The sequence below is a fragment of the Chelativorans alearensis genome, from assembly GCF_010993735.1.
GTDB lineage: Bacteria > Pseudomonadota > Alphaproteobacteria > Rhizobiales > Rhizobiaceae > Chelativorans > Chelativorans alearense.
Genome location: NZ_WQNI01000004.1, coordinates 1 through 13,878, shown reverse-complemented (window position 1 = coordinate 13,878; position 13,878 = coordinate 1). Strand labels below are relative to the sequence as shown.

The 13,878-nt window shown below is 66.3% G+C and carries 13 protein-coding genes; 2 read left to right on the top strand and 11 right to left on the bottom strand.

Translation table 11 applies throughout. From position 1 onward, the window contains the following. Nucleotides 1-252: 252 nt before the first annotated feature. Nucleotides 253-888 (bottom strand): DUF2726 domain-containing protein, encoded by a 636-nt coding sequence (locus tag GPJ75_RS07365; RefSeq protein ID WP_163267017.1) that lies wholly within the window; start codon nucleotides 886-888, stop codon nucleotides 253-255. 362 nt (nucleotides 889-1,250) lie between these two features. On the opposite strand from GPJ75_RS07365, the gene GPJ75_RS07360 reads away from it, so the two are divergent. Then, on the top strand, nucleotides 1,251-2,081 hold the full coding sequence (locus GPJ75_RS07360; RefSeq protein WP_163266682.1) for a hypothetical protein: 831 nt from the start codon (nucleotides 1,251-1,253) through the stop codon (nucleotides 2,079-2,081). Between the two features lie 342 nt (nucleotides 2,082-2,423). Next, on the top strand, nucleotides 2,424-3,224 hold the full coding sequence (locus GPJ75_RS07355) for a DUF72 domain-containing protein (RefSeq protein ID WP_163266680.1): 801 nt from the start codon (nucleotides 2,424-2,426) through the stop codon (nucleotides 3,222-3,224). Here the strand turns inward: GPJ75_RS07355 and GPJ75_RS07350 are convergent. The 10 genes from GPJ75_RS07350 to GPJ75_RS07305 all read right to left on the bottom strand — a co-directional run. Beyond that, the gene (locus GPJ75_RS07350) at nucleotides 3,205-4,062 is read right to left on the bottom strand and encodes a glycosyltransferase family 32 protein (RefSeq protein WP_246248956.1); all 858 of its coding nucleotides are present in this window, start codon (nucleotides 4,060-4,062) and stop codon (nucleotides 3,205-3,207) included. The genes GPJ75_RS07355 and GPJ75_RS07350 overlap by 20 nt on opposite strands. Before the next feature lie 3 nt (nucleotides 4,063-4,065). Beyond that, complete coding sequence (locus GPJ75_RS07345) at nucleotides 4,066-5,241, bottom strand: lipid-A-disaccharide synthase (protein WP_163266678.1); 1,176 nt, start codon at nucleotides 5,239-5,241, stop codon at nucleotides 4,066-4,068. After that, nucleotides 5,238-6,134: an LpxI family protein gene (locus GPJ75_RS07340; RefSeq protein WP_163266676.1), complete on the bottom strand. Its 897-nt coding sequence runs from the start codon at nucleotides 6,132-6,134 to the stop codon at nucleotides 5,238-5,240. Before GPJ75_RS07340 ends, GPJ75_RS07345 begins: the two co-directional genes overlap by 4 nt. Continuing rightward, nucleotides 6,115-6,948, bottom strand: a complete 834-nt coding sequence (lpxA, locus tag GPJ75_RS07335; protein ID WP_163266674.1) for an acyl-ACP--UDP-N-acetylglucosamine O-acyltransferase — start codon at nucleotides 6,946-6,948, stop codon at nucleotides 6,115-6,117. The genes GPJ75_RS07340 and lpxA overlap by 20 nt, the downstream gene beginning before the upstream one ends. 8 nt (nucleotides 6,949-6,956) lie before the next feature. Then, nucleotides 6,957-7,427, bottom strand: a complete 471-nt coding sequence (fabZ, locus tag GPJ75_RS07330; protein WP_163266672.1) for a 3-hydroxyacyl-ACP dehydratase FabZ — start codon at nucleotides 7,425-7,427, stop codon at nucleotides 6,957-6,959. Further along, entirely contained in the window at nucleotides 7,420-8,478 is a 1,059-nt protein-coding gene (gene lpxD / locus GPJ75_RS07325) for a UDP-3-O-(3-hydroxymyristoyl)glucosamine N-acyltransferase (protein ID WP_163266670.1), read from the bottom strand. The genes fabZ and lpxD overlap by 8 nt, the downstream gene beginning before the upstream one ends. Nucleotides 8,479-8,533: 55 nt before the next feature. Then, entirely contained in the window at nucleotides 8,534-10,891 is a 2,358-nt protein-coding gene (gene bamA / locus GPJ75_RS07320) for an outer membrane protein assembly factor BamA (protein ID WP_163266668.1), read from the bottom strand. A 240-nt stretch (nucleotides 10,892-11,131) separates the two neighbouring features. Beyond that, entirely contained in the window at nucleotides 11,132-12,271 is a 1,140-nt protein-coding gene (gene rseP, locus GPJ75_RS07315) for an RIP metalloprotease RseP (RefSeq protein ID WP_163266666.1), read from the bottom strand. Between the two features lie 87 nt (nucleotides 12,272-12,358). Beyond that, the gene (locus GPJ75_RS07310) at nucleotides 12,359-13,210 is read right to left on the bottom strand and encodes a phosphatidate cytidylyltransferase (protein WP_163266664.1); all 852 of its coding nucleotides are present in this window, start codon (nucleotides 13,208-13,210) and stop codon (nucleotides 12,359-12,361) included. Beyond that, the coding region (locus GPJ75_RS07305) for an isoprenyl transferase (RefSeq protein ID WP_163266662.1) at nucleotides 13,207-13,878 on the bottom strand (672 nt) is incomplete at its 5' end. The genes GPJ75_RS07305 and GPJ75_RS07310, both read right to left, overlap by 4 nt.

Below are 13,878 nucleotides of genomic sequence, written 5' to 3'. Positions count from 1 at the left end.
ACTTCACGAGCGCCATACCGGCTGGTCATCTTCATTCGGAGAATTTAGCAAGTTGTGGATTGGCAACAAAGGGCTCGAAGTGTGAATTCTCGCCCATCGAACAAGCGTCCGTTCTGGGTCGAGATTTCGCGTTGATCAGTGTCGTGGACGAGGGTGAACAGACCTTCAATAATTGCCCACAGGGCTGGCGGGCCCGGTTTACGCGCGGGCGGCTTGGCGAGTTCTGCAACTAGCGTGATTAAGAACCGGTCGCTATTGAGCTGCTTTTGGCTTGTCTACGAGTTTCTCGACCAGTCGCCTGAGTTCAGAAGGCGTAGTCTGGCCGGCCAGGACCTCGTGATAACCGATGCCTGCCCGTCGTAGCGCTTCCTTCTTGACCGCGTCTCGCGCTGCGGCGTCACTCTGATAATGCCCGACGCCTTGGTATTCGATTGCATGCCGAGGCCAGCAGCCCTCGTCCACCAGAAGCAGGTCGACCCGTTTCGAATTGATGCAGCCGTAGGCGTCCGCGTCCTTGCTACGCAGGATTTCACCTAACGACACTTGGGCCATCACCTGCCACCCGGGATTGCATCCAATCACCATCCGGTCGAGCTCCCAGAATACACGTGCTTCGCTCTTGTTGAGGAGTGACTTAATCGTGAAATTGGCGCCCATGACAATCCGCAGCTGCTTAGCAGCATCGGGTTGTTTGGGCGCGGCCGGATCGGGCTTCGCCCACGGTCGGTTATCAATGTTATCCCCGCTGCGCTTCCGCTCCCAGCGCCAGCGGTTCTTTTGCCGCCATTCCTGCCGTCGCCTCTCAGACAAGAAACGCTCGACGGTCCTGCCAGTAAAGGCGCCAACCAGCAGAGCGACAATCAGCAGTCCAATAGGCTCAGCCGGCATGCTCGCAACCCGGCGTGTGAACGCAGGCAGCTGTGGCAAGGGCTCAATCGCGAAGGAAAGAATCGACGCGGTCCCCGCCAAGACGGTGGCGACGGCCAGGAGTGCAACCGGCGACCGCCAAAGCAGCCGCCGCCGAGGCATTCGTGGATGGTTGACGTAGCCCACCCCGCCTTCTCCCTAAATCGCCTGACGCAGCCTCTCAGGTTTGAATTGCAATCGGAACTCGCCCAATAGGCGTAGGCCAGCATGGGCAACGGGAAGCACAACCGGCTGTCAGCATTTGTCAGGATTATTTTCCTATCTCTATTCACACTCCTCGCATTCGATGCGATGATCCCATCACCTGTTCGAAGGAGGCAGCCATGGACGGACGTGCGGCAATCGAGCGGGATCGCGAGGCGCTGAAGCGCATCGTGGCTTCCCTCGTGGCCATGGCCGGCCCGGCCGTGGGCCCTCATCCTGAGGCGCGGGCCGAAGGCGAGCCGCGAAAGACCCTGCCCCGCCATCTCTGGCGCGCCATCCTCCGCCTGCTGCGCCCGGCTGAGGCCGCCGCGCGGCGGCTGGTCATCGCCGCCGCGCGCGGTCTCACCGTCTGTCTGCCGCCCCCGCGCAAACAGAGGCCCGCAAGCCCGGCGCCGCTCCTGCGCAGCCTCGGCATCGCCGTGATGGCCTCGCCCGCGGACCTCTCCGCCGCAGCGCGCAGAGCGAGGGCGGAAGCCAGGCGGGCCGCCGCGCCCGCCCGTCCGCGAAGCTTGAGCCTGCCGCTCTTCGACCCGCTGCGGCTTTCGCTCAGCCCTGAGCTTGCCGAAGGGGGCCGCGGCCGCCATGGGCCCGCGCACGCTGTCCCGCGCATCCTGTTTCCTGGCGTCATCGAGCCGTCTCCCCTCCCGCAGCCGCCATCGCGCGACGATCCCGTCAGCGCCGCGCGTCTTGGCCAGCGCCTCGCGGCACTCGCCGCCGCGCTTGACGATCTGCCGGGACAGGCCAGGCGCTTTGCCCGCTGGAAGGCGCGCCGCGATCTGGGGCTTACGCGCCGCACTGCACCGCTGCGCGGCGGCCGCCCGCCCGGCGGCCGGCTGTCCCGCTTCGACCCGTCCGAAATCCGCCCCCGCAACATCCGCGAGGTCGACGAGATCCTGGCGCACGCCCATTCGCTGGCCCTCTACGCGCTGGAGAGCCCCGATACCTCATGACATGGGCGGTGCGGACGCGTTCAGAAAGTCGAGCATTCCAACAAGCCAGACGGGGCAAGACCCGGGCGTGGTAAGGATGGAGCACGGCCGAACGCCAAGGCGGCGACCGCCGCCCGCCCGACTTTTCGGGCGCCCCCGCGGAGGCCAGCGAGCCCGGACTTGTCCGGGGGAGCGCTCGGCCGCGAGCGAAAGGAACCAACAAGGCGGCGACCGCCGCCCGCCCGACTTTTCGGGCGCCCCCGTGAGCGAAGGGAAACCAGCATGTCAGGAGCCGACGGGTGCCGGGTGGACAAAGCGACGAGGCGGACGCATTTTCGGCGCGTGAACGTGAGGAGCGATGAGATGCAATCAGGCACTATCCGCGCCGGCATCGGCGGCTGGACCTTCGAGCCCTGGGAAGGCACCTTCTATCCGGGCGACCTGCCGAAGAAGCGGCAGCTCGAATATGCCAGCCGGCAGATGCCCACCATCGAGGTGAACGGCACCTATTACGGCTCGCAGAAGCCCGCCGTCTTTGCCAAATGGGCGTCCGAGGCGCCGGACGGCTTCATCTTTTCGCTGAAGGGCAACCGCTTCGTGACCAACCGCAAGGTGCTCGCGGAAGCGGCGGAATCGCTCGCCCGCTTTCTCGGCTCGGGCATCGCGGAGCTGGGCGACAAGCTCGGCCCGCTCGTCTGGCAGTTCGCGCCGACCAAGAAGTTCGACCCGGAGGATTTCGAGGGTTTTCTGAAGCTCCTGCCTGAAAAGCAGGACGGCATCCCCCTTCGCCACGTGCTCGAGGTGCGCCATGCGTCCTTCGTCGTGCCGGAGTTCGCCGCCCTTGCCCGCAAATACGGTGCCGCCATCTGCTACGCCCACCACTTCACCTATCCCGAAATGGCGGATGTGACGGCGGATTTCGTCTATGCGCGGCTGCAGCGCGGCGAGGATTCCATCCCCACCGCCTATACGCCCGGCGATCTCGACCAGTGGGCGAGCCGTGCCAGGACCTGGGCCGAAGGCGGCATGCCGGGCGACCTGCCGCTTGCCGACGAGACGGTGAAGATCGAGCCGCGCCCGCGCGACGTCTTCGTCTACTTCATCCACGAGGGAAAGATCCGCGCCCCCCAGGCCGCCCAGGCGCTCATGGAGCGGGTGCGATAGGCGGGCGACCGCCGGTCGGGGCCGCTGTCGGCTCGTCGAACCGGAATCCGTGATCGAACACCCTCTTTCGCGCCCAGTGGTAGAAGCTGCCCTCCTCGGGCGTGGCCGTCGTCGGGCCCTTCTGGTGAATGTGGAAGCCGATGAAGTGGGGGTGGTGGAGCGGTTCGAGGCCGTACTTGGCCGAGAAGATCTTCAGCGACTCCTTGCCGTTCCAATAATAGAAGCTCTCCTTGGGCGCCGCGTCGCGGAATATCCCGTAACGCTTCGCCATGCGGGAAATGCCGTCATTGGCGAAGATGGTGATGCCAAGGGCGGCCGGCGTGACCTCCTTTCCCTTCAGCCTTAAGAGCATCGGCCGCAGCACGCGCCGCCTTATCCCGAGCCAGCGCGGCGCGATATCGTCACTGGCGATATACCGCTCGAATTCCGCGATGATCGGGCTGTTCTCCGGCAGGTAGAGCGCGGAGACGCCGAGGCGGCTGCGGTTCTCGCGCGCCAGATAGTGCCGGGCGGGATCGGGCTCGAACCTCTTCACCAGATAGATGTCGGTATCGAGCCACACCCCTTGCTTGTGCCTCATGAGCGTGACGCGGAACAGGTCGCTGAAATGGGGAATGGTCCGGGACGATTTGAGTTTGGGATAGCCGGGATCGAGCCGCTTGAAGGTCTCGCGCGGCAATATCGCCTCCGCCTCGCAACACTCCACCCCCGCGGGGACGTTCAGCACCGGCTCGTAGCTGAACAGCTTGACCCGCTGTCCCGTCATGACCATCGAGGCCAGGCAAAGCTGATCCACCTCGCGAAGACGGGGCCCGTACCAGAAGGTGCAAATATCCATGGATCACCGCGTGCTGTTGTGCCCGATGTGCCGGAGCACGATCTCCGCCGCCATATCGCCCGAGGGGCGCGGCGTGGCAAGCGCCTCGGCCACTTCGACAAAGCCTTCGCGCTGGGCGCGGCGGGTCGGCGTGTCGCGCCAGAGCTGGTCCAGCTGGCGCGCCAGATAAACGGGACGGACGAACGCGTTGAAGTGCTCCGGCACGACCGGCCAGCCGGCGATCAGGTTGGGCAGCGAGGCCGACCAGACGGTGAGCAGAAACGGCGCCAGCCGCGAGGCGACGGCGTCCGTCTTGTAGCAACTTATGAAGGGCACTCGGGAGAGCGCAAGCTCCAGCGCCACCGTGCCCGAGCAGGCGAGCGCGGCATCGGCCTCGGCGAAGGCAGTCCATTTGCCCGCCTGATCGAGGATGACCTGTGGCCGCACCGGCCAGCCCGCCACCGCCGTTTTCACCAGTGCCGCAACATGCGGCACCGTTGGCAGAGCCACGTCGAACGTATGGCCCGCCGCCGCCAGTTCCGCCACCGTCTCGCCGAATGGGCCGAGAAGGCGCCGCACCTCGCCTTTGCGGGAGCCCGGCAGAAGGAGGAGCTTTTTCCGCGTTCCCTGTCCGCCCCGCGCGATCTGCGCCCGCGCCGCCGCCTGGATATTCTCATCATTGCTCAGGCGGTGGCCGACGAACGTGCCGGGCGGCCCGCCGAGGCGCCCAAGCTCGTCCGGCTCGAAAGGCAGAAGACACAAGACGTGGTCGACATGCGGCCGCATGGCCGCTGCCCGGCCGGGCCGCCACGCCCACACGCTCGGACACACGTAGTGGACGACGGGGATCGAAGGGTCGGCCGCCCTCACCTTCTTCGCAACGCGCAGGCCGAAATCGGGGCTGTCGATGGTGACAAGGCAATCGGGCTTGGCAGCGGCAATCGCGCTCGCCGCCTGGCCGATGCGCCGCATGAGGCGCGGCAGATCGCGCAGGACCGCCGAAATGCCCATGAGGGCGATATCGTCGGCGTTGAAGAGAGACTTCAGCCCCAACCCCTCGAGATTGCGCCCGCCGACGCCGGTAAGTTCGACCGTCCGCCCCGTCCGGCGCTCGATCGCCGCCGCGAGATCGGCGCCCAGAAGGTCGCCCGACTCTTCGCCGGCAACCACCGCGATCTTCAGCGGCCCCTTCCCGCTCATTGCTCCCGCCCCCGCGTAAAGCCGAGGAGGAAAAGGCCGTGAAGGTCGGCCAGGCGCACCGTCTCGGCGCAATCGAGGATGAAGCTCACCTCGGCCTCGACGGCAATCCCGGCAAGCCCCGCGCCATGGGCCGCCGTCACGGTCTGCGGGCCGATCGTCGGCAGGTCGGCGCGCGCCTCCTGGCCGGGCTTGGCGCATTTCACCAGAACGCCGCGCCCCTTTCCGGCAAGCCGCCCGTGCGAGCGCAACTCCTTGGTGCGGGCGAGCAGGCCGTCCGTCCCCTCGATGCCTTCAAGCGCGACGGCCCGCCCGCCAATGGCGATTGCCGCCTGGCCGATGTCCAGCCGGCCGATGGCGCGGGCGGCAGCAAGGGCGGCGGCGATGTCCTTCTCGTCGCCGCGCGCCGGTTTCGCCTTGCTCAAAAGCCCCTCCGGCGCCAGCAGGTCCGGCACCAGCTCATGGGCGCCGACGACGCGTATTCCGTTCGCCTCGACGTAGCCGACGAGCATGCGCAGCAGCGCGTCGTCGCCGCGCGCATAGGCGGTGAGGAGCCGCGGCAGGTGCAGAAGGAAGCGCGGATGGACACGCAGGCTCCTGATCGGCGGGCGTGCCGCCACCCCGCCGGCCAGCACGAGATGGGTCACGCCGTGCCGCTTGAGCTCGGGCATGAGAAGCCCCAGCCGCTGTGCCGGCACGCGCAGAAGGTCGTAGCGCTCCGGCGCTTCGGAAAATTCCGCCTCCCCCTCGATCGCCGCAACGAGTGGGCGATGGCCGGCATCGAAAAGGCCCTCGACGATATCTTGCGGCAGCCGGCCGCTGCCGGCGATGATGGCTATGCGGTCGCCCGTGCCGATTGCCAGACTGCGCGGCGGCTTATTCGGCGCCGTCGTCATCGTCCTCATCCGCGGCCCCGCTCGGCGGCACGGTGAAGTGGCGCTTTTCCCGGCCGGCAACGAAGCTGAGGAGGTCCGCCACCGCTTGCGAGCCGGGAAACGCGCGCTGCACGAGCTCAAGGTTCTCCGAAAGCGGCCGCTCCGGCGAAAACAGCAGCTTGTAGGCCCGCCGAAGCTGCGTCAGCTCGGAGCGCTCCATGCCGGCGCGCTTCATGCCGATGACGTTGAGCCCGCGCAGCTTGGCCCGGTCGCCGATCGCCATGCCGTAGGGGATGACGTCGCCGACGACGGCGGCAAAGCCGCCCAGAAAGGCATGATGGCCGATGCGGACAAACTGATGCACCGCCGCATAGCCGGACATGATGACGTGATCGCCGATCTCCGAATGCCCGCCAAGGCCGGCGTAGTTGGCCATGGTCACCTTGTTGCCGACGTCGCAATCGTGCGCGACGTGGCTATAGGCCATGAACAGGCAATCCTCGCCGATGGTGGTCTTGCCGCGGCTGGTGTCGGTCCCGCGGTGGAGCGTCACGCCTTCGCGGATCACGCAGCCGCGCCCCACGTTAAGCGTCGTGCGGCCGCCCTTGTGCTTGAAATTCTGCGGCGGGCCGCCCAGCACGGCGTTGGGGAAGACCTGGCAGCCGGCTCCGAGCGTGGTCGCGCTCATGATCGATACATGGCTGATCAGCTCCACGCCGTCGCCGAGAACGGCCTCGGCGGAAACGTGGCAGAAGGGCCCGATGCGGACACCGCTGCCGATCTCGGCGCCCTTCTCGACGACGGCCGACGGGTGGATGAGGGTCTCAGCTGTCATGCCGCCCGTCAATCCGGCTCGTTTGGCGACATCAAGGCGGAGATCACCGCCTCGGCCACCTTGCCGCCGTCGACCATGGCTTCGCAGGAAAACTTCCAGATCTTGCCGCGCTGCTTCAGCTTTACGACGTGGATCTCCAACCGATCGCCCGGCACCACGGGCTTGCGGAACTTGGCGTTGTCGATGGTCATGAAATAGACGACCGAGGGCTGGCTGTCGCCGGCGTTGTGGATGCAGATGGCGCCCGCCGTCTGTGCCATCGCCTCGATGATCAGCACGCCCGGCATCACCGGCTGGCCGGGAAAATGCCCCATGAAATGCGGTTCGTTGGCCGTCACGTTCTTGATGCCGATGGCGGAATTGTCCGCGTCGACGTCGATGATCCGGTCGACCAGCAGAAAGGGGTAGCGGTGCGGCAGGAGCCGCAGAAGGTTCTGTATGTCGAGGCTTTCCAGTGTCGTCGGCACAGTTTTATCCATCGCTCTTGCTCCCCCTCCGCTTTCCTTCCGCCAGGCTGCGCAGGGCGGCGATCTCCCGAAAGGCCTGGCGCATGGGCTGGGCGGGAGAACCGGCCCAGCGCTCGCCGGCTGGAATGTCGGTCATGACGCCGCTCGAGGCGGCAAGCTGGGCGCGGTCGCCGATGGCGATGTGGTCGGCAATGCCGACACGCCCGCCGAGCATCACATAATCGCCCAGCGTTACCGAACCCGACAACCCGCAATGGCCGGCGATGACGCAGCTGCGCCCGATGCGCACGTTGTGGGCCACCTGCACGAGATTGTCGATCTTGGTGCCCTCGCCGATCACCGTATCGGACAAGGCGCCGCGGTCCACGGTGGTGTTGGAGCCGATCTCGACATCGTCCTGGATGATGACGCGGCCGATCTGCGGGTTCTTCTCAAGGCCCGCCGCCCCCGGCAGGAAACCGAAACCGTCCTGGCCGATCTGCGCGCCCGGGTGAACGATGACGCGATCGCCGATGACGGCGTATTGCACCGTCGCATTGGGACCGATGTAGGTATCGCGGCCCACGCTGCAACCCGCGCCGACCACCGCATGCGGGGCGATCACCGCGCCACGTCCGATCGCCGCGCCGGCGCCGATCACGGCGCCTGCCTCCACCACCGCGCCCTCTTCCAGCACCGCATCGGGCGCGATGATGGCGTGGGCGGAGATGCCGGTCTCGCCGGTCACAGGCTGCGGGCGGATTGCCGCGGGGAAAAGCAACCTTGCCACCTCGGCAAAGGCCTGCTGGGGCCTTGAGGTCGCCAGAATGGCGATGCCGGCCGGCACCTGGCTGGCGGCCTCTTCCGTGCACAGCACAGCCGCCGCCCGAAGCGCGCCGAGCATTGCCGCATTGCGCTTGCCGTCGATGAAGACAAGCGTGTTCTCGCCGCCTTCGGAAGCCGACGCCAGGCGGGTGACCGCGATGTCGGAATGCGCCGCGTCGACCAGCCGGGCGCCAGTCAGCGTGGCAATTTCGCTCACCTGGAAGCGGCGTGCGGGAGCGAAAAATTCCGGTTCCTTCATTGAATGCCTTCTGGTCCGGGCCGCCGGCAGCCGCCCGGACAGCATGCTCTTGTTCCTAGAACCGGGTCGAGATACCGAAATTCCAGTGCTGGATCCGGTCCGTCGATTCCTTCACGACCGGTTCGGCATAGTCCACCCTGAGCGGCCCGAAGGGCGAAGCCCAGATCAGGCTCGCGCCGACCGAGGCGCGCCACTCCATGTCGGTTCCCCCGACATCCGCGCTGTCGTAGTCGCTGCCATAAAGCGTCGCCGCATCCGCGAACACCGCACCACGAATACCGAAGCTTTCGGGGATAACCGGCAGCGGGAACTGTGCCTCGGCGGTAGCATGGAAGTAGGTGGTTCCGCCGAGATAGTCCCGGTCACCGTCGGGGGTCGTCTCAAACGGGCCGATCCCGTTATACTTGAAGCCGCGAATGATCCGATCGCTGCTGTTGAACTGGTCGAAGATGCGCAGATCCTCATCGAAACCGACGATGTGCCCGGCGCCCACGGTCAGCAAGCCAACAAGATCAAGCTCGTCCGAAAGCATCTGGTACATGTTGGCGCGTCCGGTGAACTTCGCCCATTTCGCGTCGCCGCCCAGACCCGCGACCTCCGTCGTCAAAGTAGCGTGGATACCCTCACGCGGGTTCCGCATGTCGTCGATCGTGTTGTAGATGAGCGAGCCGCTGACCGAGGACTTTCGCCAGGTGCCCTGGTCGAGCGCCTGTTGCACCGCGGTCGACAGGTCGGCGCTGTCCGCCTCCTGGTCGAATTCTTCCTGCGAGTAGTTGTAGGCAACCTGTGCCGTCAGCGCTTCGGTGATCGGCAGGCCGAAGCGTACCGTACCGCCGGTCGTCTCTCTTTCGTAGATATCGTCGTCATCCGAGTTGCTGAACTTACGCGTGTTGCGGAAGATGTCGAAGCCCGCCGAGATCCGCCGGCCGAGGAAATAGGGCTCGGTGAAGGAGAAGGAGTAATCGCGCGAATCCTCGCCGCCGGCAGCCGCGAGGCGGACGAACTGACCGCGCCCGAGGAAGTTGCGCTCCGTGATCGAGCCCTCGACCGAGAAGCCGCCGCTGGAGGAGTTGGAGGCGCCAGTGGTGTAGCCGGCGCCGATGGAGAACTCGCCGGTCGACTTCTCGACCACGTCGACCACCAGCACCACCTGGTCCGGCTCGGAGCCGGGCACGGTGGTGATGTTCACCGTCTCGAAGAAGTTCAGCCTGTCGAGCCGGCGCTTTGCCCGCTGCACGAGGACCTGGTTGAAGGCGTCGCCCTCGCTGATGTCGAACTCGCGGCGGATGACGTAGTCGCGCGTGCGGTTGTTGCCGCGGATTTCGATGCGCTCGATATAGGCGCGCGGTCCCTCGTCGATGGCATAGACGACGGAGATCGTGCGATTCGCGAAGTCGCGGTTGCCGCGCGGCGTGACCTGCGCGAAGGCATAGCCGAGGCCGGCAACGTTCTCCGTCAGGCCGACGATCGTTTCTTCGACGTCCTCGGCGCTGTAGACGGCGCCGCTGCGGGTCTTGATTTCCGAGCGCAGGGCCTCGACGTCGACGCCGGGAATGGTCGATTCGACGGTGACATCGCCGAACGTGTACCGCTCGCCTTCCTCGATGGTGAAGGTGACCGTGTAATCGTTATCGGCAAGGTCGGCGGAGGACGAGATGACGCGGAAGTCGGCATAGCCGCGGTTGAAGTAGAAGCGGCGCAGCACCTCCTCGTCGGCGCGCAGCCGGTTCTCGTCGTAGATGTCGTTGCGCATCAGGAACGAGAAGATGTTCGACCGCTTGGTCGAGATCACATCCCGCAGGCGCCGGTCGCTGAAGGCGCTGTTGCCCTCGAAATTGATGGCGGCGATCTTCGTGCGGTCGCCTTCCTGGACCTCGTAGATCACGTTGACGCGGCCGTCGTCCAATTCCTGCACGCGCGCACTCACCGTCGCGTCGTCGCGGCCGATGCGGCGATAGGCCTCGCGGATGGCCTCGGCATCGGCCTCCATGAGCTGGTTCGAGAAGGCGCGGCGCGGCTGCAGCTGCACGGACTGCGCCAGGTTCTGGTCCTTGATCTTCTTGTTGCCCTGGAAGAGCACCTGGTTGACGATCGCATATTCGTCCACCGTGACGATAAGCGCGCCGCCGGACTGCGTGATCGACACGTCAGCAAAAAGGCCGGTGGCGAAAAGGCGCTTCACGGCCTCATCGAGATCGGCATTGCTGAAGGACTGTCCCGGGCTGATGCCGACCTGGGTGCGGATCGTATCGGCATCGACACGGCGGTTCCCCCGCACTTCGATCCGGCTCGCTGTCGCGGCCTCGGTCGAGGCGACGGTCGCGAGCTGAACGGCAACCGCTCCAGCTGTCGCAAAACCGGCCGACAGCGCTACCGCCGAAACGGCGGACATCAATCTCGAAGCTGCCTTCATAGAGCTAAAATACCTTCTATTCTCGTTGTCCCCACGGCGAGAAACCGGACGCGCAGGCAATTTGGCCTACCGTAATAGCCGGAATTTCCCTACACGCAAGGCTTCTGGTTAATTTGCGTTTACGAAGCGGACATTAGTGGCTTTCGCGCCACGCCAATCGTTCGCCGTGGTAAACGCCGCCTCAACAACCCCCGGTGGATGTCTCTCCCCTATCCTCCCTGCGGTGACTCGCCCCTTCGCTCAGCATCCAAACAGATCGTTCCAGAAAACGAAAGCCATGAACACCAGCACCATCAACATTCCCGCCCGGTAGACCACCTCGACAACCTGCGAAGGGACGGGCCGGCGCAGCACCGCCTCAAGCGCGTAGAACACCAGATGCCCGCCATCGAGCGGGGGAATGGGCAAAAGGTTGAGAATGCCGATGCCCACCGACAAGAGCGCCACCAGTTGCACCAGCCATTCGAAGCCCAGCCCGGCCGCCTTGCCGGCCATGTCGGCGATCTTCACCGGCCCGCCGAGCTGGCAGCGATCCTCGCGGCCGGCCACGAGCCGCTTGAGGAACTGCCCCGTGCGGGCGATCACGCTGCCGGTCTCCTCGACGCCGGCCACGACGGCCTCCAGCGGGCCGTACTCGATTATGCGCGGCTGGCCCAGCGCCTCGTTGTTGACGACGCCGATGATGCCGATCTTGACGGTGTTGCCGAGCGCGTCCGTCTGCTCCGTCGCCTCCGGCGTGGCGACCGTCTCGACCTGGCGGCCCTCGCGCTCCATGACGAAGGTGAGCGGATCGCCGGCGCGGCCGGAAACCAGCCGCTGCACATCGGAGAACGTTTCCACAGGCACGCCGTCGACCGAGACGAAGCGGTCTCCCGGCTCTATACCCGCCTGCGCCGCCGGGCTGTCCGGCCGCACCTCGGCCACCATGGGGTCGGCCACGTAGCGGCCGAACATGGCGAACATGACGGCGAAGACGACGATGGTCAGCAGGAAATTGAACAGCGGCCCGGCGAAAACGGTCGCCGCCCGCTTCCACACCGGCTGTGTGTGGAAGGCGATGCTCCGCTCCTCGCTGGAAAGCGTCTCCAGGCCCTCGGCGTCGGGCTGGCTCGCCGCCCCGACATCGCCGACGAACTTCACATAGCCGCCCAGCGGGATGGCCGAAAGGCGCCAGCGCGTGCCCCGGCGGTCGTTGAAACCGAAAAGCTCCGGCCCGAAGCCGATGGAGAAGGCCCTGACGCCGATGCCGCACCAGCGGCCGACCAGGTAGTGCCCCATCTCGTGCACGAAGACGACGACGGTGAGCACGAACAGAAACGGCAGGATGGTTCCGATAAGGAAGTCGCCGAGACCGAGGAAGGGAACAGCAATGTCGGTCACGTCAATTCCTTGCGCTTTTTCATGAAACGATGAACCGGCCTAGTGTCTGTTCAAAACCGGCAAATCCATGACAGCATGTAACATTTCTCAATTTGAGAAGAAACCGGCAGCCGGCGTGTCGGCACCCGAATATAGGGCGCCCAGCACATAAAAGATCACCGCCGCCGCCACCAGGGCGTCGACGCGGTCCATCACCCCGCCATGCCCGGGAATGAGCGCGCTGGAATCCTTCACGCCATGGCGCCGTTTCACGGCTGATTCGAAAAGGTCCCCCACCTGCGAGACGGCCGACAGGACGAGCGCCAGGAGCCCCGCCCACACGGGCGAAAGCCCGGTGGCGGCAAGCCAGGCGACGGCCGCTCCCGCGGCAACGCCGCCAAGGGCCCCGCCCACGGCGCCGCTCCAGGTCTTGCCGGGGGAGATCGCCGGCGCAAGCTTGGGCCCGCCCAAGGCGCGGCCGGTGAAATAGGCGAGAATGTCGGTCGCCCAGACGACGGCGAAGAGGAAGAGCACGGCGATCAGCCCCGCCTCGTCCGCCCCGCGCAGGAAGGCGAGCGCGGCAGCCGGCACGCCGGCATAGGCGATGCCGGCCGCGCTCCACACGCCGCCGCCGGAAAAGGCGGCATGCGCCAGCGTCAAAAGGCAGGCGGCAGCCAGCGCGGCGAAGACCAGCGGCGCCGAGGCCCCCGCTAAGAGGACCAGAAGGGCGGCGGCCAGAAGACCCCAGGAGACGATCTCGTGCGCGCGGCGGGCCGCCCGCCGCATGGCCGTCCACTCATAGAAGATCAGCGCCGCCGTCACGACGGCGAACAGCCTGAAGGCGATGCCGCCAAGGATGGCGGCGGTGAGCACCACGGCGCCCAAAACCAGCGCCGAGACGACGCGCTTTTGAAGATTGCTATGCTTGCCCGCGCCGCCTTGCGGCGCCTCTTCACTCATGACACCGCTTCTTGCGGCGCCACGCTGCCGAAGCGGCGGTCCCTTTCCTCGAAGGCGGCGATCGCCGTGGCAAGTTCCTCGCGCCCGAAATCCGGCCATTTGCACGGCAGGAAGACGAATTCCGCATAGGCCGCCTGCCACAGGAGGAAATTCGACAGGCGCTGCTCGCCGCTGGTGCGCACGATCAGGTCGGGATCGGGAATGCCCGCGGTCTCTAGGCTCGCCTCGAAATCGTCTTCCGTCAGGTCCTCCGGGTCGAGCCGCCCGGCCTTCACCTTTCGGGCCAGCGCACGGGCGGCGCGCAGGATCTCGGCGCGCGCTCCGTAGTTGAAGGCGACGACGAGGTTCATGTTGGTGTTGCCGGCCGTCAGGCTCTCGGCCTCGGCCAAAAGGGCGGCGATATCCGGCTCCAGCCCTTCGCGGCTGCCGACGATGCGCACGCGCACGCCGTTCTGGTGCAGTTCGGCAAGGTCGCGGCGGATGAAAAGCTTCAGGAGGCCCATGAGGTCCGAGACCTCCGACTTCGGGCGCGACCAGTTTTCCGAGGAGAAGGCATAGACGGTGAGCCAGCCGATGCCCATCTCGCCGGCGGCGCGCACGGTGCGGCGCAGCGCTTCGACACCGGCGCGGTGGCCGGCCGTGCGCGGCAGGCCGCGGGCGCGCGCCCA